Annotated in this window: 21 protein-coding genes and 1 pseudogene; 9 read left to right on the top strand and 13 right to left on the bottom strand. The window is 72.6% G+C overall.

From position 1 onward, the window contains the following. Positions 1-105 precede the first annotated feature (105 nt). Positions 106-372, top strand: a complete 267-nt coding sequence (locus H9L09_RS13180; protein ID WP_187577368.1) for a DUF2277 domain-containing protein — start codon at positions 106-108, stop codon at positions 370-372. A gap of 27 nt (positions 373-399) precedes the next feature. Here H9L09_RS13180 and H9L09_RS13175 read toward each other — a convergent pair whose 3' ends face one another. Continuing rightward, a complete protein-coding gene (locus tag H9L09_RS13175; RefSeq protein WP_187577367.1) occupies positions 400-1,056 on the bottom strand; it encodes a hypothetical protein in 657 nt (218 codons plus the stop codon). 92 nt (positions 1,057-1,148) lie between these two features. Here H9L09_RS13175 and H9L09_RS13170 point away from each other — a divergent pair, with 92 nt between their 5' ends. Continuing rightward, positions 1,149-2,036: an NAD-dependent protein deacetylase gene (locus H9L09_RS13170; RefSeq protein WP_246456009.1), complete on the top strand. Its 888-nt coding sequence runs from the start codon at positions 1,149-1,151 to the stop codon at positions 2,034-2,036. A gap of 2 nt (positions 2,037-2,038) precedes the next feature. Here H9L09_RS13170 and H9L09_RS13165 read toward each other — a convergent pair whose 3' ends face one another. From H9L09_RS13165 to H9L09_RS13150, 4 genes are all read right to left on the bottom strand, one after another. Next, entirely contained in the window at positions 2,039-2,797 is a 759-nt protein-coding gene (locus H9L09_RS13165; protein WP_187577365.1) for an SDR family NAD(P)-dependent oxidoreductase, read from the bottom strand. A 45-nt stretch (positions 2,798-2,842) separates the two neighbouring features. Next, complete coding sequence (locus tag H9L09_RS13160) at positions 2,843-3,634, bottom strand: ABC transporter permease (RefSeq protein ID WP_187577364.1); 792 nt, start codon at positions 3,632-3,634, stop codon at positions 2,843-2,845. Continuing rightward, the gene (locus tag H9L09_RS13155; RefSeq protein WP_187577363.1) at positions 3,631-4,530 is read right to left on the bottom strand and encodes an ATP-binding cassette domain-containing protein; all 900 of its coding nucleotides are present in this window, start codon (positions 4,528-4,530) and stop codon (positions 3,631-3,633) included. The genes H9L09_RS13160 and H9L09_RS13155 overlap by 4 nt, the downstream gene beginning before the upstream one ends. Before the next feature lie 81 nt (positions 4,531-4,611). Then, entirely contained in the window at positions 4,612-5,316 is a 705-nt protein-coding gene (locus H9L09_RS13150) for an iron-dependent transcriptional repressor DtxR (RefSeq protein ID WP_187577362.1), read from the bottom strand. A gap of 55 nt (positions 5,317-5,371) precedes the next feature. Between H9L09_RS13150 and H9L09_RS13145 the strand changes: the two genes are divergently transcribed. The 6 genes from H9L09_RS13145 (at position 5,372) to H9L09_RS13120 (ending at position 10,442) form a co-directional block, all read left to right on the top strand. Further along, on the top strand, positions 5,372-6,748 hold the full coding sequence (locus tag H9L09_RS13145; protein WP_246456008.1) for a cryptochrome/photolyase family protein: 1,377 nt from the start codon (positions 5,372-5,374) through the stop codon (positions 6,746-6,748). Between the two features lie 10 nt (positions 6,749-6,758). Beyond that, positions 6,759-7,595, top strand: a complete 837-nt coding sequence (locus tag H9L09_RS13140; protein WP_246456007.1) for a hotdog family protein — start codon at positions 6,759-6,761, stop codon at positions 7,593-7,595. 86 nt (positions 7,596-7,681) lie between these two features. Next, complete coding sequence (locus H9L09_RS13135) at positions 7,682-8,323, top strand: response regulator (protein WP_187577361.1); 642 nt, start codon at positions 7,682-7,684, stop codon at positions 8,321-8,323. A gap of 135 nt (positions 8,324-8,458) precedes the next feature. Continuing rightward, the gene (locus tag H9L09_RS13130; RefSeq protein ID WP_187577360.1) at positions 8,459-9,064 is read left to right on the top strand and encodes a hypothetical protein; all 606 of its coding nucleotides are present in this window, start codon (positions 8,459-8,461) and stop codon (positions 9,062-9,064) included. Continuing rightward, complete coding sequence (locus H9L09_RS13125; protein WP_187577359.1) at positions 9,061-9,927, top strand: universal stress protein; 867 nt, start codon at positions 9,061-9,063, stop codon at positions 9,925-9,927. Before H9L09_RS13130 ends, H9L09_RS13125 begins: the two co-directional genes overlap by 4 nt. Positions 9,928-9,950: 23 nt before the next feature. Continuing rightward, the gene (locus H9L09_RS13120; protein ID WP_187577358.1) at positions 9,951-10,442 is read left to right on the top strand and encodes an NADPH-dependent FMN reductase family protein; all 492 of its coding nucleotides are present in this window, start codon (positions 9,951-9,953) and stop codon (positions 10,440-10,442) included. On the opposite strand, the gene H9L09_RS13115 is transcribed toward H9L09_RS13120, so the two are convergent. Together H9L09_RS13115 and H9L09_RS13110 are read right to left on the bottom strand one after the other, a co-directional pair. Continuing rightward, on the bottom strand, positions 10,439-12,016 hold the full coding sequence (locus H9L09_RS13115) for a GAF domain-containing sensor histidine kinase (RefSeq protein ID WP_187577357.1): 1,578 nt from the start codon (positions 12,014-12,016) through the stop codon (positions 10,439-10,441). The genes H9L09_RS13120 and H9L09_RS13115 overlap by 4 nt on opposite strands. Positions 12,017-12,083: 67 nt before the next feature. Further along, complete coding sequence (locus H9L09_RS13110; protein ID WP_187577356.1) at positions 12,084-12,527, bottom strand: pyridoxamine 5'-phosphate oxidase family protein; 444 nt, start codon at positions 12,525-12,527, stop codon at positions 12,084-12,086. A 183-nt stretch (positions 12,528-12,710) separates the two neighbouring features. Here H9L09_RS13110 and H9L09_RS13105 point away from each other — a divergent pair, with 183 nt between their 5' ends. Further along, positions 12,711-14,294 (top strand): glycoside hydrolase family 13 protein, encoded by a 1,584-nt coding sequence (locus H9L09_RS13105; RefSeq protein ID WP_246456005.1) that lies wholly within the window; start codon positions 12,711-12,713, stop codon positions 14,292-14,294. A gap of 30 nt (positions 14,295-14,324) precedes the next feature. Here H9L09_RS13105 and H9L09_RS13100 read toward each other — a convergent pair whose 3' ends face one another. The 6 genes and pseudogenes from H9L09_RS13100 to H9L09_RS13075 form a co-directional block, all read right to left on the bottom strand. Then, positions 14,325-14,783, bottom strand: a complete 459-nt coding sequence (locus H9L09_RS13100; protein ID WP_187577355.1) for a MarR family winged helix-turn-helix transcriptional regulator — start codon at positions 14,781-14,783, stop codon at positions 14,325-14,327. After that, on the bottom strand, positions 14,780-16,378 hold the full coding sequence (locus H9L09_RS13095; RefSeq protein WP_246456004.1) for an MFS transporter: 1,599 nt from the start codon (positions 16,376-16,378) through the stop codon (positions 14,780-14,782). Before H9L09_RS13095 ends, H9L09_RS13100 begins: the two co-directional genes overlap by 4 nt. A gap of 84 nt (positions 16,379-16,462) precedes the next feature. Further along, a pseudogene (locus H9L09_RS13090) lies at positions 16,463-17,598 on the bottom strand (MFS transporter). Between the two features lie 430 nt (positions 17,599-18,028). Then, entirely contained in the window at positions 18,029-20,041 is a 2,013-nt protein-coding gene (locus tag H9L09_RS13085; RefSeq protein WP_425491684.1) for an ABC transporter ATP-binding protein, read from the bottom strand. After that, a complete protein-coding gene (locus tag H9L09_RS13080; protein WP_187577354.1) occupies positions 20,038-21,777 on the bottom strand; it encodes an ABC transporter ATP-binding protein in 1,740 nt (579 codons plus the stop codon). The genes H9L09_RS13085 and H9L09_RS13080 overlap by 4 nt, the downstream gene beginning before the upstream one ends. Next, positions 21,777-22,421: a TetR/AcrR family transcriptional regulator gene (locus tag H9L09_RS13075; protein WP_187577353.1), complete on the bottom strand. Its 645-nt coding sequence runs from the start codon at positions 22,419-22,421 to the stop codon at positions 21,777-21,779. Before H9L09_RS13075 ends, H9L09_RS13080 begins: the two co-directional genes overlap by 1 nt. Positions 22,422-22,464: the final 43 nt, after the last annotated feature.

Here is a 22,464-nt window from a genome sequence, read left to right as displayed (position 1 = left end):
GCTCGGTCTCGTCTCGTGCTCGGGATGCGATGGTGCTCTCCGACCCACTGTGCCAGTGTCCTGCGAGCCGCTGACCGGGCGGCCCGGGCGGCGTACGGTTCTGGCATGTGCCGCAACATCCGCCAGCTCCACAACTTCGCGCCTCCGGCGACCCGGGAGGAGGTGCAGGCCGCGGCCCTGCAGTACGTCCGCAAGGTCAGCGGCAGCACCCGGCCCTCCCAGGCCAACCAGGAGGCGTTCGATGCGGCCGTCGCCGAGGTCGCGGCGGCCACCCAGAGGCTCCTCGACGGCTTGACCACCTCCGCGCCGCACAAGGACCGCGAGGTCGAGGCCGCCAAGGCGCGGGCCCGGGCCGCGGTGCGCTACGGCTGAGCGGGCGCTCGCCCGTGGCGGCTCGGCTCAGTAGGCGTGGCTGCGCGCCGGGGAGGTGACGACCTTCTCCTGGCTCTGCTGGACGGCGGCGATCGCGATGGCGGTGAAGGAGACCGCCAGCAGCATCACCTGCACGACCGAGCCGACCTTGCCCAGCGCCGACCCGAGCGGCAGCCCGAGCACGAACGCGAACAGCAGCAGCGACGACCAGCGGGGGGTACGCCGGGCGACCAGCAGAGCGATCCCGAGCAGCAGCACGCCGAGGTAGAAGCTGCCGACCCAGCCGTTGAGGAAGACGGACAGGCCGAGGTCGCCGATCGCCCGGTCCAGCGAGGACTCGCTGATGCTCGCCGACTCGACGAGGGCGCGGTAGAAGACCAGCAGCATCGCGAAGCCGGTGGTGCCCAGGACGCCCACCGAGAAGACCGCCACGGCCAGCGCGCCCAGGCGGCGGCCGCGGTCCACGAACACCGACAGCAGCGCCGGCAGGCCCAGGGTCAGCGCCACCGAGGCGCAGAAGTACATCACCGCCATCGCCAGCCAACGGCCTCCCTGCTCCTGGACGGCGCGGATCGTGTCGGCGGTGCCGCCTCCGTCGATCGGGCTGAGCGCGGAGCCGAGCACCAGGCACATCGCGCCGACCACGAGGGCGGACGCGGAGAGGGGGATCAGGTCCTGTCGCACCCGCACACCGTAGACGTTCTGTTGCGGACTGGTCGATGAACTGCAATACCGGGACAGGACCTGGTCATCGACCGCGTCGTACGCTTTTCGACGTGAGCCTGGCCCAGCGCGTCCCGTCGTACGCCGACGCACCCGCCCCACCGGGCGCCGCGCCCGCCGTGACTCCGGACCGGGTGCACGAGGTGCTCGCGGACCGGCCGCTGGTGGCGCTCACCGGCGCCGGGCTGAGCACCGACTCCGGGATCCCCGACTACCGCGGTCCGGGCGCGCCGACCCGGGCCCCGATGACCTACCAGGAGTTCGTCTCCGGGCCGGAGCCGCAGCGCCGCTACTGGGCCCGCTCCCACGTCGGCTGGTCCCGGATGGGGCAAGCGCAGCCGAACGCCGGACACCTCGCGCTGGCCCGGCTGGAGGCGCGCGGCCGGGTCCGGATGACCATCACCCAGAACGTCGACGGCCTGCACGAGTCCGCCGGCTCACGGCAGCTGTGCGCGCTGCACGGCCGGATCGCCGAGGTGGTCTGCCTCGGCTGCCGGGAGGTGACCAGCCGGCTGCGGCTGGCCGCGCGGATGACCGAGCTGAACCCGGACTGGCTGGCCCGGCACGGCGAGGCCGCCGCCCGCCCCGACGGCGACGTGGACCTCGACGGCACGCACGACTTCGTCGTCCCCGGCTGCGAGAGCTGCGGCGGCGTGCTGAAGCCGGACGTCGTCTTCTTCGGCGAGAACGTGCCCAAGACCCGGGTGCAGCGCTGCTACGACGCCGTCGAGGAGGCCGCCGGCCTCGGCGGGGCGCTGCTGGTCCTCGGCTCCTCGCTCACCGTCATGTCCGGACTGCGGTTCGTCCGCAGGGCCGCCAAGCTCGCCGTCCCGGTGGTCATCGTCAACCGCGGCGGCACCCGCGGCGACGACCTGGCCACCGCCAAGCTCGAGGCCGGCACCTCGGAGTTCCTCGCCGCGCTGGCCGGCCCCGGCGCCTGAGCTCAGGTGCGCAGGTAGGACGCGCCGTTGACGTCGACGATCGCCCCGGTCATCGCCTCCGCGCCGGGCGCGGCGAGGAACACGACCACCCGGGCCACCTCCTGGGCCGTCGCGGTGCGCCCCATCGGGCTCTGGGCCCGGATCGCGTCGCCCCTGGGTCCGTCGAGGTGCGAGGTGGTCATGTCGGTCTCGACGAAGCCCGGCGCGACCGTGGTCACGTAGACGCCGTGCGGCGCGAGCTCCTGGGCCAGTGACTGGCCGAGGCTGTTCAGGCCCGCCTTGCTGGCGCCGTACGCCGTGTGCTCGGGCTCGCCGCGGAAGGCTCCCCGGGAGGAGACGTTGACGATCCGGCCGCCGCCGCGGGCCACCATCTGCGGCACCACCTCGTGGATGAGGTTCGCCGGTCCGACGAGGTTGGTGTCGAGGGTGCGCCGCCAGCTCTCGCGCCACTGCCGGTAGTCGGTGCCCAGCACCGGGTGCTCCTCGAAGATGCCGGCGTTGTTGACCAGCACGTCGACGCGTCCGTGCGTGCCGACGACATCGGCCACCAGCCGCTCGACCGCGTCGGGGTCGGCGAGGTCCGCGGCCGCCGTGCGGTGCCCCTCGCCGGGCAGGGCGGCCAGCGTCGCCTCGGCGGCGGCGTGGTCGGAGGCGTAGTGCACGACCACCGTGCCGCCCTGCTCGGCGAACCGGAGCGCCACGGCGCGACCGATCCCGCGCGAGGCCCCGGTCACCAGGATCACTTGATCGTCGAAGTCCATGGCGCACACCCTGCCCCGGTGCGTCCGACGCCCCGCACCCGGGGCTCAGGTGATGTCGCGGCGGACCGAGAGGAGCATCCCCAGGCCGGCCAGCAGAGCCGCGTAGCCGAGCAGCACGATCCCGCCCACCCACCAGTCCAGGTAGTCCAGGATCGTGCTCGCCGGCGAGGTCAGCGCGGCGGAGGCGTTGGTGGGCAGCCACTTCACGACCGCGTCGAGGTCCGCTGCGCTGAGGAAGTACGTCGCCAGCGGCTCGACGAGGAACGTCACGAACACCGCGATCAGGATGGCCGCGACCTGGTTCCGGATCAGCGTGCCGATGCCGATCCCGAGCAGCGTCCACAGCGCGATCGCCAGCGCGGCGAGGGCCACGCTGGACCAGAGCCGGTCCGCGCCGAGCCCGAGCGCCTCGCCGCGGATCGTGATGGTGAGGGCACCGAAGGCCAGCGCGGAGAGCAGCGCCGCGGCGGCGTACCCGAGGCCGACCAGCAGGTTCGCCACCATCTTGGCCGCGACCACCCGGGACCGGCGCGGCGTCACCAGGAAGGTCGGCGTGATCGTCTGGTAGCGGTACTCCCCCGTCATGCCGGTGATCCCGAGGATCATCGCGAAGATGTAGGCGCCGCCGAACATGCTGGAGGCGTAGACGCCGCGGTAGGCGGCCGCGGTGCCCAGCGGCGGGCTGGCCGCCTGGCCGGCGCCGGGCTCCATCCCGGCGGTCGCCGCGGCGGCCACCGCGGAGAGGCCGGTGTAGACGACAGCGCCGAGCAGCAGCCCCCACCACAGCCGGGTGGAGAAGATCTTGTGCAGCTCCGAGCGCACCAGGGCGAGCGTCACGGCGCGGCTCCTTCACCGGTCATGTCCAGGAACAGCCGTTCGAGGTCGTCCGGCTCGGGGGTCAGCTCGTGCAGCTCGACCCCGGAGGCGAAGGCCGCGTGGCCGACCTCCGCGGTACTCCGGTCGGAGACCCGGAGCGCTCCCCCGGGCAGCGCCTCGACGGCGGCCCCCGCCAGCGCCTGCCGGAGCAGGTCCGGGGTCGGGGTGCGCACCAGCACCGCCGACGGGCCGGTGTCGAGGTCCTCGAGCCGGCCCTGGCGGACCAGCCGGCCCCGGCTGATCACCACGACCTCGTCCACGGTCTGCTGCACCTCGCTCAGCACGTGGCTGGAGACCAGCACGGTGCGCCCCTCGGCGGCCAGCGCGCGCAGGAAGCCGCGCAGCCACGCGATCCCGGCCGGGTCCAGCCCGTTGGCCGGTTCGTCGAGGATCAGCACGCGCGGGTCGCCGAGCAGAGCAGCCGCCAGGGCGAGCCGTTGGCGCATACCGAGCGAGAAGCCGCCGACCCGGCGTCGCGCGGAGTCGGTGAGCCCGACCTGGGCGAGCATCGCGTCGACCCGGCCGGTGTCGAGACCGGCGCCGAGCGCCATCACCAGCAGGTGGTCGCGGGCGGTGCGGCCGGGGTGGAAGTCCGACGCCTCCAGGGCTGCGCCCACCGTCCGGATCGGGTCGTCGAGGTCGCGGTAGGCCCGACCGTCGACGGTCGCGGTGCCGCTGTCCGGCGCCACCAGGCCGAGCAGGCAGCGCAGCGTGGTGGTCTTGCCGGCACCGTTGGGCCCGAGGAAGCCGGTGACGGTGCCGGGCGTGACCGAGAAGGTCAGGTCGTCGAGGGCCTTGGTGGTGCCGAACGTCTTGGTGAGACCGACCACGTCGATCCGATGCCCCTCCAGCCCCATGCCGAGAATCGAACCATCCGGACCCGGCGGTCCGCAAACCGCCACGCTCGCGCTCGAGCACGCGGCAGGGACCGCCACGTATCAGAGGCGGCGCACGAACAGGTGGCTGGCGAGGTCGAGCTCGATCTCGGCGGTCTCCCCGCCGCTGCCGATCAGGACGCCCTCGGCGCCGCGGGCGACGGTGATCACCTTGTCCGGCAACGCGCCCACCCGGCGCAGCGCCCCCATCACCGGCTCGTCCTTCTGGACCTCCTCGCTGATCCGCCGGATCATCACCCGCGTCTCGGCGCCGTCGATCCCGTCGCCGTCGAGCACCACCCGGTCCAGCGGCTCGACGTCGGTCATGAACTCCTCGCCCTCCGCGACCTCGCCGAGCTCGTCGAGGCCGGGGATCGGGTTGCCGTAGGGCGACTCGGTGGGATGCCCGAGCAGCTCCACCAGCCGGCGCTCGACGGTCTCTGACATCACGTGCTCCCAGCGGCAGGCCTCGGCGTGCACCAGCTCCCAGTCCAGGCCGATCACGTCGGTGAGCAGCCGCTCGGCCAGCCGGTGCTTGCGCATCACCCGGGTCGCGAGCCGGTTGCCCTCGACGGTGAGCTCGAGGTGCCGGTCGCCCTGGACGGTGAGCAAGCCGTCGCGCTCCATCCGGGCGACGGTCTGGCTGACGGTGGGTCCGCTCTGGTGCAGCCGCTCGGCGATCCGGGCACGCAGCGGGACGATCCCCTCCTCGACGAGCTCGTAGATCGTGCGGAGGTACATCTCGGTGGTGTCGATCAGGTCGCTCACCTGGCCATTCTGCCGTACCCCCGGTCGTTCACCGGCCGCCTGGCAAGGTGGACCCGTGGCTCCCGCACCGACCGGCTCCCGGCTGCACACCGTCATGTGGTTCCGGCGCGACCTCCGGCTCGCCGACAACCCCGCCCTGCTCGAGGCCTGCGCGGCCGAGGGGGTGCTGCCGCTCTTCGTCCTCGACGACCGCCTCTGGGGGCCGGCGGGCCCGAGCCGCCGGGCCTACCTCGCCGCCAGCCTCCGCTCGCTCGACGCGTCGTTGCGCCGGCACCGCGGCCGCCTCGCCGTGCTCCACGGGGATCCGGCGCGGGAGGTCGTCCGGGCCGCGCGCGAGGTCGGCGCGAGCCGGGTGCACGTGGCGGCCGACTACGGCCCCTACGGACACGCCCGCGACGCGGAGGTCGAGGCGGCCCTGGCCGGGCACGGCATCGAGCTGGCGCGCACCGGGTCGCCGTACGCCGTCGCGCCGGGCCGGGTCCGCAACGGCTCGGGGCAGCCGTTCAAGGTCTACACCCCGTTCTCGAAGGCGTGGGCCGAGCACGGCTGGCGGCAGCCGGTCGACCCGCCGGACGCCGCTCACTGGCTCACGTTCGAGGAGCCCGTGAAGGTCCCCGAGGTGGACCTGCCGGAGGGGCTGGAGCTCCCCGACGCGGGCGAGGAGGCCGCCCGGCGCCGCTGGGCTGCGTTCCTCGACGACGGGCTGGCCCACTACGGCGACCGGGACCGGCCCGACCGCGACGCCACCAGCCGGATGTCGGTGCACCTCAAGTGGGGCGAGGTGCACCCCCGCACGCTGCTGGCCGACCTGGCCGCCCACCGCAGCGAGGCCGCGACGACGTACCGCAAGGAGCTGGCCTGGCGCGAGTTCTACGCCGACGTGCTGTTCGCCCGGCCCGACAGCGCCCGGGACTACCTGCGTCCCGAGTTCGCCCGGATGCGGTACGACGAGCCCGCCGACCGGTTGAGCGCCTGGCAGGAGGGCCGCACCGGCTACCCGGTCGTCGACGCCGGGATGCGCCAGCTGCGCTCGATCGGCTGGATGCACAACCGGGTGCGGATGATCGTCGCGAGCTTCCTGGTCAAGGACCTGCACATCGAGTGGCAGCACGGCGCGAGGCACTTCATGCACTGGCTGGTCGACGGCGACCTCGCCTCCAACCAGCACGGCTGGCAGTGGGTCGCCGGGTCGGGCACCGACGCGTCGCCGTACTTCCGGGTCTTCAACCCGGTGACGCAGGGCAAGAAGTTCGACCCGGACGGCGCCTACGTGCGACGGTGGGTGCCAGCGCTGCGTGACGTCGACCCCCGCTACGTCCACGAGCCGTGGGAGGACCCCGCCGGGCTGCCGGAGGGCTATCCCGGGCGGATCGTGGACCATGCCGAGGAACGTCGCGAGGCGCTCGACCGGCTCGAAGAGATCAAGAAGTGAGCAGACCCGCATGAGCGTGCCCCCTCCCGACCAGCCTCTCCCTCCCGAGTCTCGCGACCGGCCCGACCCCGCCGACCTGTCCGCGCACGACGCGGTCCTGGTGGTCCCCCACCGGTTCCGGGGCCCGGCCCGGTCCGGCAACGGCGGCTGGACCGCCGGGACGCTGGCGGAGCGGGTGCCGGTCGACACCAGCCCCGCCACCGTCGAGGTGACGCTCCGGATGCCGCCGCCGCTGGAGGTGACGCTGACCGTCGACCACCTCGCGGCCACCGGCGACCACGCGGCGGTGACCGTGCTGTGCCACCAGGGCGAACGGGTCGCCGAGGCCCGCGCGGTCGGCACGGCGCTGACCCCGGTCGAGGCCGTCGGGCCCGACGAGGCCGCCGCCGCCATGACGACGTACCCCGGGCTGCGCTCGCACCCGTTCCCCGGCTGCTTCGCCTGCGGGCCGGACCGTGCCGCAGGCGACGGGCTGCACATCTTCCCGGGGCCGGTCGGCCCGGACACGGTGGCCTCGCTGTGGGTGCCGCACGCCTCGCTCGCCGAGTCCGGCGACGTCGTCGACCCGGGAGTGGAGCGGGTCGGCTCGGGCACCACGTGGGCGGCGCTGGACTGCGTGGGCGGCTGGTCGGAGGACCTCGAGGGCCGGCCGATGGTGCTGGGACGGATGACCGCCCGCGTCGACGCCCGCCCCGTGGTGGGTGAGCCGCACGTGGTGGTCGGTCGCCGGCTGCGCAGCGAGGGCCGCAAGACGTTCACCGCGAGCACCCTCTACGACGCCGACGGCCGGGTCGTGGCGACCGCCGAGCACGTGTGGCTGGCCGTGGACCCCGCGGTCTTCAACTGACCCGGCCTCGCCCGGACCGCCCGCCCACGCCGCCCCGCGTGCGGCAGATACGAGACGTTGCGGGTGCGGGTGACTACGGTTGCGGCATGAGTGACGAGAAGATCCGCGTGTTCCTGCTCGACGACCACGAGGTGGTCCGGCGCGGGCTGCGTGACCTGCTGGAGGCCGAGGACGACATCGAGGTGGTCGGCGAGTCCGGCCTGGCCCACGAGGCGGCGGCGCGGATCCCGGCGCTGCGGCCGCACGTGGCCGTCCTCGACGCCCGGCTCCCCGACGGCTCCGGCATCGACGTGTGCCGCGAGATCCGCTCCGTCGACCCCGAGATCAAGGCCCTCATCCTCACCAGCTACGACGACGACGAGGCGCTGTTCGCGGCGATCCTCGCCGGGGCGGCGGGCTACGTGCTCAAGCAGATCGGCGGCAACGACCTCGTCGACGGCGTCCGCCGGGTCGCCGGCGGCCAGTCGCTGATCGACCCGTCGCTGACCGCCAAGGTGCTCGAGCGGGTCCGCAACGGCCCGGAGGAGCCCGAGGAGCTGACCCGGCTGACCGACCAGGAGCGCAAGATCCTGGCGCTGATCGCCGAGGGGCTCACCAACCGGCAGATCGGCGAGCGGATGTTCCTCGCCGAGAAGACCGTGAAGAACTACGTCTCCAGCATCCTCTCGAAGCTCGGCCTCGAGCGCCGGACCCAGGCGGCCGTGCTCGCCTCCAAGCTGCTCGGCTGACCGGCCCGCGCGGGGTCCCGTCGCCGGGGGACCAACGACCCCGCGAAGTCATGCCCAGCGGCCCTGAACCGGGACATCCCTCCTGCCGCAGTCTGGACTCGTCAGAACAGACGGGAACCGACCAGGAGGGTCATCATGAACGTCACCCGGCACCAGAACAGCGATACGACCCAGCGGGGTGAGACGGCCCCGATGCTCGTCGAGACCGACATCGTCACCACCACCGCAGCACGGAACGGGCTCGGCGTCCTTCGCCTCGCCTACGGCCTCACCTTCCTCTGGGCCTTCTTCGACAAGCTGCTCGCCCTGGGCTTCCACACCGGCGTCGCCGAGGACGGCACCGTCGACCGGTTCGGGGACGCAGCCTGGATCAACGGCGGCAGCCCCACCGAGGGCTTCTTGAAGTTCGGTGTCCCCGCGGACAACCCCTTCAAGGACTTCTTCAACGGCCTGGCCGGCAACGCCTGGGTGGACTGGCTGTTCATGCTCGGCCTGCTCGGCATCGGCCTCGCCCTCACCCTCGGCATCACGATGCGCATCGCCGCCGCTGCCGGCGCACTGCTCTACGCGATGATGTGGGCCGCCTCGCTGCCCCTCGAGAACAACCCGGTCATCGATGACCACCTCATCGGCGCGATCGTCGTGATCGTCCTCGCGCTGACCCTGGCCGGCGACACGCTCGGTGCCGGACGTGTCTGGGCTCGTACCCACCTGGTCCGTCGGTTCCCGGTCCTGAGGTGATCGAGCACCAGGCATCACCGGCCGCCGGTGAGTGGGAAGACCACTCACCGGTGGTCGTCGGTGTGGACGGCTCCGAGCGCAACCGCGCCGCGATCGCCTGGGCCGCGCAGGAGGCCGGCCGGTCCGGCTGCGACCTCCGCCTCGTCGGCGTCTCGGAGCTCACCCTGATCCCGCACCTGTCCCACCCGGCTCCCCGCTCCGCCGCCCGGCACGCCGTCGACGACGCGCTCGAGACGGCGAAGCAGTACGTCGGGCCCGAGCACCTGGCCTCCGAGGTGGCCAGCGGTCCCGTCGAGGAGGCGTTGCTCGAACGCTCCGCCGGGGCCCGCCTGCTCGTGGTCGGCAAGCGCGGCCGGCACGCGATCCCCCGGATGCTGGTCGGCTCCACCTCGCTCGCCGTCGCCGGGCGCAGCCCCGTGCCGGTGGCGGTCGTCCCCGACAGCTGGGACCAGCGGGCCCACGAGCACGGAGCCGTCGTCGTCGGTGTGCACCCGGACCAGCCGGCGTCGCGGCTGCTGCACCTCGCCTTCCACCGGGCGCACCGGCTGAAGACGCCTCTGGTCGTCGTCCACGGGCGCGAGCAGCACGACGACGTACCGGTGGGCACCGAGGCCGAGCCCGCCGCGCTGGAGGGGTTCCTGGAGGCGTGGCGCCACCGGTTCCCCGAGGTCGAGGTGAGCGCGCACGACCGTGCCGGGCACCCCGCGGTCGTGGTGCTCGACGCCGCAGCGGACGCCCAGCTCGTCATCCTCGGCCGGCGCAACAGCAGCCGGTTCAGCGGCTTCGGGTTCGGCTCGGTGACCCGCGCCGTCCTGCACTACGCCGAGTGCCCGGTCCTCGTGGTCCCCACCGACGCGGACTGAGCCTCATCCCCTGAGGAGTCATCATGCAGATCGAGTACCTCCACGCCTCCAAGTTCGGCAACGGCGAGGCCGTGGCCGAGGAGTTCCGGCGGCTGGTGGAGGCCCGCGGCAACCGGGTGGACGTCCACCACATCCACGACGCGGACCCCCGGCGGCTGCCCCCCGCGGACCTCTACGTCTTCAGCTCGCCGGGACGGATGGGCAAGCCGATCGGCGGGATGCGCCGGTTCCTGAAGAAGGCCGAGCTGCCGCCGCACGCGCGGTACGCCCTCCTCACCACCGAGGCCGCGCCGCGACCGGACAAGAAGACCGGCGAGCTGCCGTCTGCCGAGGAGCAGGACAAGTGGCAGCGGGTCAGGCCGGTGATGGACGAGCTGCTCGCACCCAAGCACCTCGAGAAGGTGGCGGAGGGCACGGTCCTCGTCACCGGGCTGAAGGGGCCCCTGGAGGACGGCTGGCAGGGCAAGGTCGAGCAGTTCGCGGCCGAGGTGCTGCCCGACGACTCGAGCAGCTAGCCCTCGCCGAACGGCACGCGCCACTCCAGCCGGGTGCCGTGCGGCTCCTCGGGCAGCAGCCGGACCTCACCGCCGAGGTCGCGGGCACGGCGCCGTACGTTGCGCAGCCCGCTCTCGTGCCGCTCGCCCGGCAGGCCCCGTCCGTTGTCGGTGACCCGCAGCCAGACCGAGTCCTCGGTCGCCTCCACCTCCACCACCGCGGCGTTGGCCTCCGCGTGCCGGGCGACGTTGGACAGCGACTCGCGCAGCACGGCCAGCAGCTGCTCGGCCACCGACTGCGGCACCGCGGTGTCGACGGGACCGGAGCTGCGGACCAGCGGAGAGAAGCCGAGCACCGGGACGTACTCCTTCACCACACCGCGCACGTCGGCGCGCAGCGAGGACTCGAAGGCGTGCTGCAGCTCGAAGATCGTGGAGCGGATGTCGCGGATCGTCACGTCGAGGTCGGCGACCGCGTGGTCGATGCGGGAGCGGACGTCGCCGTCCCCCACCCGCCGGCGCAACCCCTGCAGCTGCAGGCCGGTCGCGAAGAGCCGCTGGATCACCAGGTCGTGCAGGTCGCGCGCGATCCGGTCCCGGTCGGCGACCAGCATCAGCTCCTCGCGGTCCGCCATCGCCTGGGCCCGGTCCAGGGCGAGGCCGGCCTGGTCGGCGAAGGAGAGCAGCAGCTCGGACTCGTCGCGTTCGAGGGCGCCGCGCTCACGGTCGAGGTAGACCAGCAGCACACCACCGGCTGCCAGGTGCGAGCGGAGCGGCACGATCATGCAGTGCCCGCCGCCGGGCACGGACCGGGTCACCACCGGGTGGCTCGGGTTCGTCTCGACCTCGTCGATCTGCTCCTGCAGGCTCTCGACCAGCTCGGCGACCGCGGTGACCTGCGGCCCGTCCGCCGCCACGACGCTGTGCCGGCCGTCGGACCGCTGCACGACCGCGGCCACCGCGGCGGTGGTCACCCGCCGGGCCACGATCGCGACCTGGCTGAGCGCCTCCTCCAGGTCGACGGGTGGCTGCAGTGCCGCCAGGATCTGCTCCGAGGCCGCGAGCCACTGCCGGCGACGCTCGTTGCGGGCGTAGTTGCGGGCGTTGTCGATGACCGAGCCGGCCGCCGTCGCCAGCGCCTCGACGAGCATCTCGTCGGAGTCGGTGAACTCGTCGGCTCCCTGCTTGTCGGTCAGGTAGAGGTTGCCGAACACGGTGCCGCGGACCCGGACCGGGACGCCGAGGAAGCTGGTCATCACCGGGTGGTGCTGCGGGAACCCGGCCGACTGCGGATGGTCCTTCAGCACCCGCAGCCGGAGCGGCTCGGGGTGGTCGATGATGTGGCCCAGCAGCCCGAGGCCGCGCGGCAGCGGACCGATGGCACGGTGCTCGGCCTCGGTGAGTCCGTGGGTGATGAAGTCCGAGAGCCCGCCCTCGCTGGCCACCACCCCGAGCGCGCCGTAACGGGCCCCGGTGATCTGGCACGCGGCGGCGACGATCCGGTCGAGCACGGAGTGCGGGTCCAGGTCGGTGCTGATCGCGACGACGGCGTCCAGCAACGCGTGCACGTTCGCCGGGAGGTCGGGACGCGTCATGCTCCGAACCCTACCGAGCGCAACGCCTCCGGGAGGCAGACCGGCGCCGCGGGTGACGAGTCCCGGCTCACACCGTCCGGGTCACCGGGCTCATCCCCGCGGTGCCCCAGTCGGTGCCCAGCCGGCGCCCGGAGATGTCGCGCCAGGTCAGCTTGATGTAGAGGTTGCGCTGTCCCGCGGCCCATGGACGGGGGTCCCAGGTGCGCCGGATGTCGGCGACGTCGTCCGGGTCCTCCACGAGCTCGGAGCGACCGATCGCGATGACGCTCCATCCCTGGTGGCGCTCGTAGTCGATGTGGTCGATCTCGAAGGCCAGCTCGCTGTTCCAGCCGTAGGTGCCGAGCTCGCTGTAGGGAGAGGTGCGGAAGACGATGGCGTCGCCGTACATCGCGTAGTTGACCGGCAGGATCCGCGGACCGACCGGCGTGGACATCGCCACCCGTCCGATCACACCGGCATGCAGCTGCTCGAGGCACTCGTCCACGGTCATCTCGAACGGCGTGTTGTTCATCAGGCCCTCCCACCTCCCCGTCTGACCTCAAGGGTCCCGGCTGGCGACTGCGGGGGGATGGGTCGATGGTCCCCTCTGGCCCGGGCCATGTGGAGCGTCCTCGACGGCGGCCGCAGCGACCCGTCCCCGCCCGGCGAGGCACGCCGAGTTGACACAGAACCCAGCAGGGCTTCGAATTGGAACGTGCAAATCACTCCGTCGCCCTGGTGGCGCGACTCCGTCTGCTACCAGATCTACGTCCGCAGCTTCGCCGACGGCGACGGCGACGGGGTCGGCGACCTCGTCGGGATCCGCGAGCGGCTGCCCTACCTGGCCCGGCTCGGGGTCGACTCGGTGTGGATCACGCCGTTCTACACCTCGCCCCAGCTCGACCACGGCTACGACGTGGCGGACTACCGCGACGTCGACCCGATGTTCGGCACCCTGGCCGACTTCGACACGATGCTGGCCACGGCGCACGACCTCGGGATCCGGGTGATCGTCGACGTCGTCCCGAACCACACCTCGAGCCGGCACCCCTGGTTCCAGGAGGCGCTGGCCGCCCCGCCCGGCTCACCGGCGCGTGACCGCTACGTCTTCCGTGACGGCAGCGGACCGGACGGCGCGGAGCCGCCGAACAACTGGGTCTCGATGTTCGGTGGCTGCGCCTGGAGCCGCCTCGAGGACGGCCAGTGGTACCTGCACCTCTTCGACTCCAGCCAGCCGGACCTCAACTGGTGGAACGACGAGGTCGGCGACGAGTTCGAGTCGGTGCTGCGGTTCTGGCTCGACCGGGGCGTCGACGGTTTCCGGATCGACGTCGCGCACGGTCTCTACAAGCCGCTCGACCTGACCCCGCGCGAGCCCGACGACAAGCCCCCGCACCCGATGTGGGACCAGCCGGAGGTGCACGAGGTCTACCGGCGCTGGCACAAGGTGCTCGGGGAGTACGACGGCGAGCGGATGGCGGTCGCGGAGGCGTGGGTCGACTCCGCCGAGTCGATGTCGCGCTACATCCGGCCCGACGAGCTCCAGCAGAGCTTCAACTTCCAGTGGCTGGAGGCGGAGTGGTCGGCCGAGGCGTTCGGCCGGGTGATCACCGAGACCCTCGACGCCGTCGGCCTGGTGGGCGCGTCCCCCACCTGGGTGCTCTCGAACCACGACGTGGAGCGGCACACCACCCGGTACGGCGGCGGCGCGGTCGGCCTGGACCGGGCTCGCGCGGCCGTGCTGACGATGATGGCGCTGCCGGGATCGGCCTACGTCTACCAGGGCGAGGAACTGGGCCTGGAGCAGGTGGACCTCGAGCCGCAGCACCGGCAGGACCCCAGCTTCCACCGCACCGGCGGGGAGGAGCCGGGGCGGGACGGATGCCGGGTGCCGATCCCGTGGTCGGGCAGCACCGCGCCCTTCGGCTTCGGCCCCGGCGCCGGCCAGCCGTGGCTGCCGATGCCGGAGGTGTTCGCCTCGCAGAGCGTGGAGGTCCAGGAGGACGACCCGGCCTCGACGCTGAGCTTCTACAAGGCGCTGCTCGCGATGCGTCGCGAGCTGGCCGCGGGGCTGGACCACCGCGTCGCGCTCGTGGACTCCCCCTCCGGGAGCCTGGCGTTCCGGCGCGGGGGCGACGACGAGGCGCAGCTGGTCTGCGTGGTCAACTGCGGCACCGCCGCGGTCGCCGTCCCCGACCGGGCCGGCGAGCTCTTGATGAGCAGCGGGGCCGGGGTGTCCGGGGACGGCTCCGAGCGGCTGCTGCCGCCGGACACCGCCGCCTGGTTCCGCCACGCCTGACCCGGGCCGGCCGCTCGCCCGGGCCGGGGGTCACCGGCCGAGGGTGTGGTTGTAGCGGCTGAGCTGCTCGACGAGGTCGCCGAGCTCCTCGGTCGTCCAGGTGTCGAAGCGCGCGACGTACGCCGCCCGCCGGCTCCGCTCGAGCTGGGCGATCCGCTGCTCGCCCTCGTCGGAGAGCCGCACCACCAGGGCCCGCCGGTCGGTGGGGTCCTCGGTGCGGCCGACCAGGCCGAGCTCGCAGAGCACCTGCACCTGGCGGCTCACCGTCCCCTTGTCCATGCCGAGGGCGTCGCCGATCTGGGTCTGCGAGCCGCCACCGTGCTCACGCAGGTGCGCGAGCACCTGGAAGCCGGCGGCGGTCAGCGACGGGTCGATGACCCGGGCCCGCTCGTCGGTGGCGCGCCGGGCCCGGCGCAGCAGCGCCACCACCTCGCCCTCGAGCGAACGGATCACCTCGGCCTTGGCGGCGAGCACGCTGGTGCGACTCACCGGACGCCCGCCACCTCGGCGCCCTCGGGCGCCTCGGGCGCCGGAGCCGTCAGCTCGTCCTCGCGGGCGAGCGTGGTGCGCAGCGGGGTCTCCCGGATCGCCACGATGCAGGCCAGCGCGATCAGGCAGAACGGCACCGCGAGCAGGAAGATGTGGCCGATGGCGTCGCCGTAGGCGGTCACCACCACCTCGCGCACCGCGGGCGGCAGGGCGTCGAGGTCCGGGATCGAGCTGCCACCGCCCTTTGCCGGGCTGATGCCGAGGCCGGCCAGCCCGGTCGAGACCTGCTGGGCGACCCGGTGCCCGAGCACCGCGCCGAGCGCGGAGACGCCGATGGAGCCGCCCATGGTCCGGAAGAACGCCGCAAGCGAGCTGGCCACGCCCATGTCGCGCTGGGCCGCGGAGTTCTGCACCGCCAGCACGAGGTTCTGGTTGACGGCGCCCAGGCCGATGCCGAGCACGGTCATGTAGGCGCCCGCGGCCACCAGCGGGGTCTGGTGGTCCAGGCGGCTGAGCAGCAGCAGTCCGAGGGTCATCAGGGTGCCGCCGGCGACGAGGTAGACCTTCCAGCGGCCGTAGCGGGCGATCAGTCGACCCGTGGCGATGCTCGACGCGAGCAGGCCGAGCACCATCGGCAGGGTCATCAGGCCGGCCCGGGTGGGCGACATGCCGCGCGAGAGCTGGAAGTACTGCGCCAGGAAGACCGTGGACCCGAACATCGCGACACCGACCATGAGGCTGGCGGCGGAGGCGAGGCTGATCGTGCGGTTGCGGAACAGGTGCAGCGGGATCACCGGCTCCGCGGCCCGGGCCTCGACCAGAACGGCGAGAGCCAGCAGCAGCAGCCCGCCGAGGATCATCAGCACCGTGATCGCCGAGACCCACTCGAACTGGTGACCGGCGAGCGAGACCCAGATCAGCAGCACCGAGACGCCCGAGGCGATCAGGGTGGCGCCGAGGTAGTCGATGGAGACGTCACGACGCACGGTGGGCAGGTGCAGCGTCTTCTGCAGCACCACGACCGCGACGGCGGCGACCGGCACCCCGACGAAGAAGCACCAGCGCCAGCCCAGCCAGGAGGTGTCCACGATCAGTCCGCCGATGAGCGGTCCGCTGACGGTGGCGACCGCGAAGACGGCACCGAGGTAGCCGAAGTAGCGGCCGCGCTCCCGCGGGGAGACCATCGAGGCGATCACGATCTGCACCAGCGCGGTGAGGCCGCCCACGCCCACCCCCTGCAGGGCCCGGGCTCCGATCAGCACGCCCATCGACGGGGCGAAGCCGGCGATGAACGAGCCGATCACGTAGATCAGCAGCGCCAGCTGCACGAGCAGCTTCTTGCTGAACAGGTCGGCCAGCTTGCCCCAGATCGGGGTGGTGGCGGTCAGCGTCAGCAGGGTGGCGACGACCACCCAGGTGTAGCCGGACTCGGTGCCCTCCAGGTCGGCCACGATGATCGGCAGGGCGTTGGAGACGACGGTCGAGGACAGCATCGCGACGAACATCGCGAGCAGCAGGCCGGAGAGCGCCTCGAGCACCTGGCGGTGCGACATCTGCGGGACGTCGGTCGTCCCGGGAGCAGTGAGCGTTGACATCTGGTGCGGAACCTCGAGAGAGCTGGGGGATTGGTTGCAAAAGACAACTATACGCCAATGGTTGCGCATGACAACCATCCCTGCTCAGGGAGTGGGGTGTTCTGCGTCATAGCGCAGGAACCGCCGCTGCACGGCCACCACCAGCAGCACCGCCAGCACGCAGGCGGCTCCCCCGACCACCATCGCGGTCCGCTCGCCCACCTGGCTGGCCACGGAGCCGGACACGAAGTCTCCGGCCCGCGGGCCGCCGGCGACCACGACGATGAAGACGCCCTGCAACCGGCCGCGCAGGTGGTCCGGGGCCGCGACCTGGAGGATCGTGTTGCGGTAGGCCGAGCTCACCATGTCGGCCGCTCCCGAGACCGCCAGGAAGATCACCGCTCCCCACAGGGCGGTCGAGAGCCCCGCGCCGCCCACCGCGACGCCGTACGCCAGCACCGAGAGCGCCACCGCGAGGCCCTGCAGCCGCACCTTGCTCACCCAGCCGGAGAACAGGAAGGCCGCGAGCGCGCCGATCGCGGGCGCTGCCTGGAGGATGCCGACGGCAGCCGCCCCGGCGCCGTAGACCTTGTAGGCGAGGGCCGGGAACAGCGCGCGGGGCTGGGCGAGCACCATCGCGCAGAGGTCGAGGACGAACGTCATCCGCAGGTTCGGCGAGCGGCGCAGGAACGCCAGCCCGTCGAGCACCGACCGCACGCCGGCACGCGGGCTGTGCTCCAGGGGCGGCATCGCCGGGAGCCTCAGCAGCGCGTAGTAGCTGGCGGTGAAGGTCAGCACGTCCAGCGTGTACGCCGCCTCGAAGCCGTGCCAGCTGATCAGCAGGGCGCCGAGCACCGGGCCGGCGGTGAAGCCGAGGTTGAACGACGCCATGTTCAGCGCGCTCGCCGCCGGCAGCAGCTCGGGGCCAGCAGCCGCGGCAGCATCGCCGACCGGGCCGGGTTGTTCACCGCGTAGAAGCCCGACTGCACCGCGACCAGGACCAGCAGCAGCCAGACCGAGGTGCTCCCGGCGAAGGCCTGGGCGGCGAAGGCCACCGAGACCGCCCACAGCCCGGCGGAGGCGGCCAGGGCGAGCCGGCGCCGGTCGACGGCGTCGGCGATCGCGCCGCCGTAGAGGCCGAGCACCACCAGCGGGCCGAGCCCGAAGACCCCGACCAGGCCGACGTAGAACGAGGACCCGGTGAGCGTGTAGACCTGGATCGCGACCGCCACGTTGGTCATCTGCTGACCAAGCTGCGAGACCGTGGAGCCGATGAAGAGCCGGCGGTAGGCGGGCGACGCCTGGAGCGGCCGGACGTCGGTCAGCAGCCCCCGCACCCGTCCCTGCACGTCGCAAGAGTGCCAAACGGTGAAAACTCCCTTGTCGGTGCCCCGGAGTCGTCGTAGCGTTGGAGCACACGGGAAAGGAGGTGGTCCAGAAGTGAATTCTTTGCGGACTCGTGAGGTGGCTGCTCCCTAGCAGCGCACCGTCCGGCCCGGCGATCCGCCACGGTGGCGGTCAGCGCGCTGGAATACCGAGCAGTCACCCGGCCCGTGGGCGCTCCGGAAGTCCGACCGGAGACGCGGGCCTCTGTCTGAGAGGTCGTACCGCCCACGGGCCGTCTGCGTCTCCCGGCCCCCTGCCGGCCGCTGCTCGAACCCTCCCGGCCGCTCAGCCGACCGGCTGGCCCGCCGGCGCCGCCGCGGCCTCGGCCGGCTCCTCGGCGGCCGGCGCCGCGAACTGCGCCTGGTAGAGCGCGGCGTACGCGCCGTGCGCGGCGAGCAGCTCGTCGTGGCTGCCCTGCTCCACGATCCGGCCGTCCTCCATCATCAGGATCAGGTCGGCGTCGCGGACCGTCGAGAGCCGGTGGGCGATCACGAAGCTGGTCCGGTCGCTGCGCAGCGCGGCCATCGCCTTCTGCACCAGCAGCTCGGTGCGGGTGTCCACCGAGCTGGTCGCCTCGTCGAGGATCAGCAGCGCCGGGTCGGCCAGGAAGGCCCGCGCGATCGTGACCAGCTGCCGCTCGCCGGCGCTCAGCGAGCCGCCCTCCTCGTCCAGCACGGTGTCGTAGCCGTCGGGCAGGTTGTGCACGAAGCGGTCCACGAAGGTGGCCCGGGCGGCCTGGTGGATCTCCTCCTCGGTCGCCGTCGGCCGGCCGTAGGCGATGTTGTCGCGGATCGTGCCCTCGAACAGCCAGGTGTCCTGGAGCACCATCCCGGTGCGGCCGCGCAGGTCCGAGCGGCGCATGGTGGCGACGTCCACGCCGTCCAGGGTGATCCGGCCGGCGTCCACGTCGTAGAACCGCATCACCAGGTTGACCAGCGTGGTCTTGCCGGCGCCGGTGGGCCCGACGATCGCGACGGTGCGGCCGGGGCGGGCCACCAGCGAGAGGTCCTCGATCAACGGCCGGTCCGCCTCGTAGCGGAACGAGACGTGGTCGAAGACGACCTCGCCGCGGCCGCCGACGGCCAGCGGCTCGGCCTGCTCGACCGGCTCCTCCTCGGCGTCGAGCAGCTCGAAGACGCGCTCGGCCGAGGCCACCCCGGACTGCAGCAGGTTCACCATCGAGGCGAGCTGGGTGAGCGGCTGGGTGAACTGCCGGGAGTACTGGATGAACGCCTGCACGTCGCCGAGGCTCATCGACCCGTTGGCGACCCGGAGCCCGCCGAGCACCGCGATCACGACGTAGTTGAGGTTCCCCAGGAACATCATGATCGGCATGATCAGCCCGGAGACGAACTGCGCCCCGAAGCCGGCCCGGAACAGCTCGTCGTTCTCCCGGGCGAACACCTCCTCGACCTCGTGCTGACGGCCGAACACCTTCACCAGCGCGTGCCCGGTGAACGTCTCCTCGATGTGGGCGTTGAGGGTGCCGGTACGCCGCCACTGGTCGATGAACATCCCCTGCGAGCGCTTCATGATCTGCCCGGTGAGCAACATGCCGACCGGGACGGTGACCAACGCGATCAGCGCCAGCGTCGGGGAGATCGAGAACATCATCGCCAGCACGCCGACCACCGTGAGCAGCGAGACCAGCAGCTGGCTCATGGTCTGCTGCAGGGTCTGGCTGACGTTGTCGATGTCGTTGGTGACGCGCGACAGCAGCTCCCCGCGGGGCTGCCGGTCGAAGTAGCTCAGCGGCAGCCGGTTGATCTTCTCCTCGACGTCGCGGCGCATCCGCCGGACCGCGGACTGCACGACGTCATTGAGGATGTAGCCCTGCAGCCACATCAGCACCGCGGCGCCGACGTACACCGCGAGCGCCAGCATCAGCACCTGGGCGACGGCCTCGAAGTCCACGCCCTGGCCGGGGCGGACGTTCATGCCGGCGAGCATGTCGGCGAGCCCGTCCTCGCCGCGGGCCCGCAGCCCGGCGACGGCGTCGGCCTGGGTCGTGCCCTCGAGCCGGCGGCCGAAGACGCCGGAGAAGATCAGGTCCGTCGCCCGGCCGAGGATCTTGGGCCCGACGACGCTGAGCGCGACCCCGCCGACGGCGAGCAGCAGCACGGCGGCGACCTTGAGGCGCTCGGGACGCAGCCGGGCCACCAGCCGCCGGGCGGACGGTCCGAAGTCCATCGACTTCTGGCCGACCATGCCGCCGCCCATGGGCCCGCGCCCGGGCCCGTGCCCGAGCTGGACCCGCTCGGTCTCCTTGAGCCGCGCCGGCGGCTTCTTCTCGTTCATGCCGCCTCCTCCGGGGTCAGCTGCGAGGCGACGATCTCCTGGTAGGTCGCGCACGTGGCCAGCAGCTCCTCATGGGTGCCGCGGCCGACCACCGCGCCGTCCTCGAGGACCAGGATCTGCTCGGCGGAGATGATCGTGGAGACCCGCTGCGCGACGATCACGACCGTCGAGGCCCTGGTCACCGGACGCAGCGCCGCCCGCAGCCGCGCGTCGGTGGCCAGGTCGAGGGCGGAGAACGCGTCGTCGAAGAGGTAGATCTCCGGGCGCCGGATCACCGCGCGCGCGATCGCGAGCCGCTGCCGCTGGCCTCCCGAGACGTTGCCGCCGCCCTGGCTGATCGGCGCGTCCAGCCCGCCCGGCATCCGCTCGACGAAGTCGCGGGCCTGGGCGATCTCGAGCGCCTCCCACATCTCCGCCTCGGTGGCGTCGGACTTGCCGTAGCGGAGGTTGTCGGCCACCGTCCCGGAGAACAGGAACGCCCGCTGCGGCACCAGCCCGATCCGGCTCCACAGCTCGTCGGGGTCCAGGTCGCGCACGTCGACGCCGTCGACGCTGACCGTCCCGGAGCTGACGTCGAAGAGCCGCGGCACGAGGTTGAGCAGGGTGCTCTTGCCGGCCCCGGTGGAGCCGATCACGGCCAGGGTGCGCCCGGCGGTGGCGTCGAGGTCGATGCCGCGCAGGACCGGCTCCTCGGCGCCCGGGTAGGTGAAGGTGACCCCGCGCATCGCGAGCGCCCCGCGGCCGGCCGACGGGTCGGGGCGGACCGGCGCGAGGGGCGGCACCACGGAGGAGTCGGTGTCGAGCACCTCGACGATCCGGTCGGCGCAGACCGCCGCCCGCGGGATCATCATCAGCATGAAGCTGGCCATCATCACCGCCATCAGGATCTGCACGAGGTAGGCCAGGAACGCGGTCAGCGAGCCGACCTGCATCTCCCCCGCGTCCACCCGGTGCGCGCCGAACCAGAGCACCGCGACGCTGGAGACGTTGAGGATCAGCATCACCGTGGGGAACATGGTGGCCATCCAGCGGCCGACCCGGACCGCGACGTCGCTGAGGTCCTCGTTGGCGCGCTGGAACCGGGCCTCCTCGACCGGCTCGCGGACGAAGGCGCGCACCACCCGGATGCCGGTGATCTGCTCGCGCAGGATCCGGTTGACCCCGTCGATGCGGACCTGCATCAGCCGGAAGCCGGGCACCATCCGCGAGGCGATCAGGCCGACGGCGGCGAACAGCAGCGGCACCGCGACGGCGACCAGCCAGGAGAGCCCGACGTCCTCACGGACCGCCATCAGCACGCCGCCCACCATCATGATCGGCGCGGTCACCATCATGGTGGCGCCCATCAGCACCAACATGCCGACCTGCTGCACGTCGTTGGTGTTCCGGGTGATCAGCGAGGGTGCTCCGAAGGCGGCGAGCTCGCGCGAGGAGAACGCCCCGACCCGGTGGAAGATCCCGGCGCGGAGGTCGCGGGCGAACGCCATGGCGGTGCGGGCGCCGACGTACACCGCGCCGACGCTGCAGACGATCTGGACCAGCGACACCGTCAGCATCACCCCGCCGGTGCGGATGATGTAGCCGGTGTCCCCGCGGGCGACGCCGTTGTCGATGATGTTGGCGTTGAGGCTGGGCAGGTAGAGCGCGGCCATCGTGGCGACGAACTGCAGCACCACGATGACCACGAGGTCGCGACGGTACGGCGCGAGCCGTTCACGGAGCAGACGCAACAGCATCAGCGACCTCCCTCGCGGCGGATCCCGTGCAGCAGCACCTCGGCCACCTCGTCGGCGGAGAGTCGGTCCTCGGCCTGCATGCCGGGGTGCCGGGAGCCGAGCACCAGCGTGCGGAGCAGCAGCGCGGCCCGCTCCGGGGGTACCGTGAGCTGGTCCCGGAACGGCTCGAAGACCTCGGTCAGCCGCTCGAGCAGCGCACGGTGGGCCTCGACCACGAAGCCTGGCGGCCCGTGCGATCCGGCCCGGCCGTGGTCGTGGTCGGCCCGGGCCGCCGTGGCCATCATGGTGCGCAGCGCCATCAGCACGGCCATCACCTGCTCGGAGCGGACGAACATCTGCTCGGTGACCACGCGGACCACCTCGTGCAGGTCGTCGAGGCCGGCCACCGCGGCGGCGAGACCCTCGCGGCCGTCGGAGGGGTTGAGGGTCTCCTCGGCGGCGGCCATCAGCAGCGCGGACTTGTCGGGGAAGACCCGGAAGATCGTGCCTTCGGCGATGCCGGCCGCCCGGGCGATCTGCCGGGTGCTGACCGACTCGCCGTGCTCGATGAGCAACGGGACGACGGCGTCGACGATCGCCTTGCGGCGGTCCTCGGCGCTCAGCGGGGCGGCACGGCGCGGGCTGCGCGTCGGAGCGGTGACCATCACCCCAGGCTAAATGAGTGAGCGCTCACTCACAACCATTTTC

The organism is Nocardioides mesophilus, assembly GCF_014395785.1.
Lineage (GTDB): Bacteria > Actinomycetota > Actinomycetes > Propionibacteriales > Nocardioidaceae > Nocardioides_B > Nocardioides_B mesophilus.
The sequence above is the reverse complement of the archived record's forward strand: the minus strand, read 5'-3'. Positions and strand labels throughout refer to the sequence as shown.

Coding starts and splice junctions, on each gene's coding strand:
- H9L09_RS13180 (WP_187577368.1), top strand. CDS start 106: ATGTGCCGCAACATCCGCCAGCTCCACAACTTCGCGCCTCCGGCGACC.
- H9L09_RS13165 (WP_187577365.1), bottom strand. CDS start 2,797: ATGGACTTCGACGATCAAGTGATCCTGGTGACCGGGGCCTCGCGCGGG.
- H9L09_RS13155 (WP_187577363.1), bottom strand. CDS start 4,530: ATGGGGCTGGAGGGGCATCGGATCGACGTGGTCGGTCTCACCAAGACG.
- H9L09_RS13140 (WP_246456007.1), top strand. CDS start 6,759: ATGAGCGTGCCCCCTCCCGACCAGCCTCTCCCTCCCGAGTCTCGCGAC.
- H9L09_RS13135 (WP_187577361.1), top strand. CDS start 7,682: ATGAGTGACGAGAAGATCCGCGTGTTCCTGCTCGACGACCACGAGGTG.
- H9L09_RS13130 (WP_187577360.1), top strand. CDS start 8,459: ATGAACGTCACCCGGCACCAGAACAGCGATACGACCCAGCGGGGTGAG.
- H9L09_RS13120 (WP_187577358.1), top strand. CDS start 9,951: ATGCAGATCGAGTACCTCCACGCCTCCAAGTTCGGCAACGGCGAGGCC.
- H9L09_RS13115 (WP_187577357.1), bottom strand. CDS start 12,016: ATGACGCGTCCCGACCTCCCGGCGAACGTGCACGCGTTGCTGGACGCC.
- H9L09_RS13110 (WP_187577356.1), bottom strand. CDS start 12,527: ATGAACAACACGCCGTTCGAGATGACCGTGGACGAGTGCCTCGAGCAG.
- H9L09_RS13095 (WP_246456004.1), bottom strand. CDS start 16,378: ATGTCAACGCTCACTGCTCCCGGGACGACCGACGTCCCGCAGATGTCG.
- H9L09_RS13085 (WP_425491684.1), bottom strand. CDS start 20,041: ATGAACGAGAAGAAGCCGCCGGCGCGGCTCAAGGAGACCGAGCGGGTC.
- H9L09_RS13080 (WP_187577354.1), bottom strand. CDS start 21,777: ATGCTGTTGCGTCTGCTCCGTGAACGGCTCGCGCCGTACCGTCGCGAC.
- H9L09_RS13075 (WP_187577353.1), bottom strand. CDS start 22,421: ATGGTCACCGCTCCGACGCGCAGCCCGCGCCGTGCCGCCCCGCTGAGC.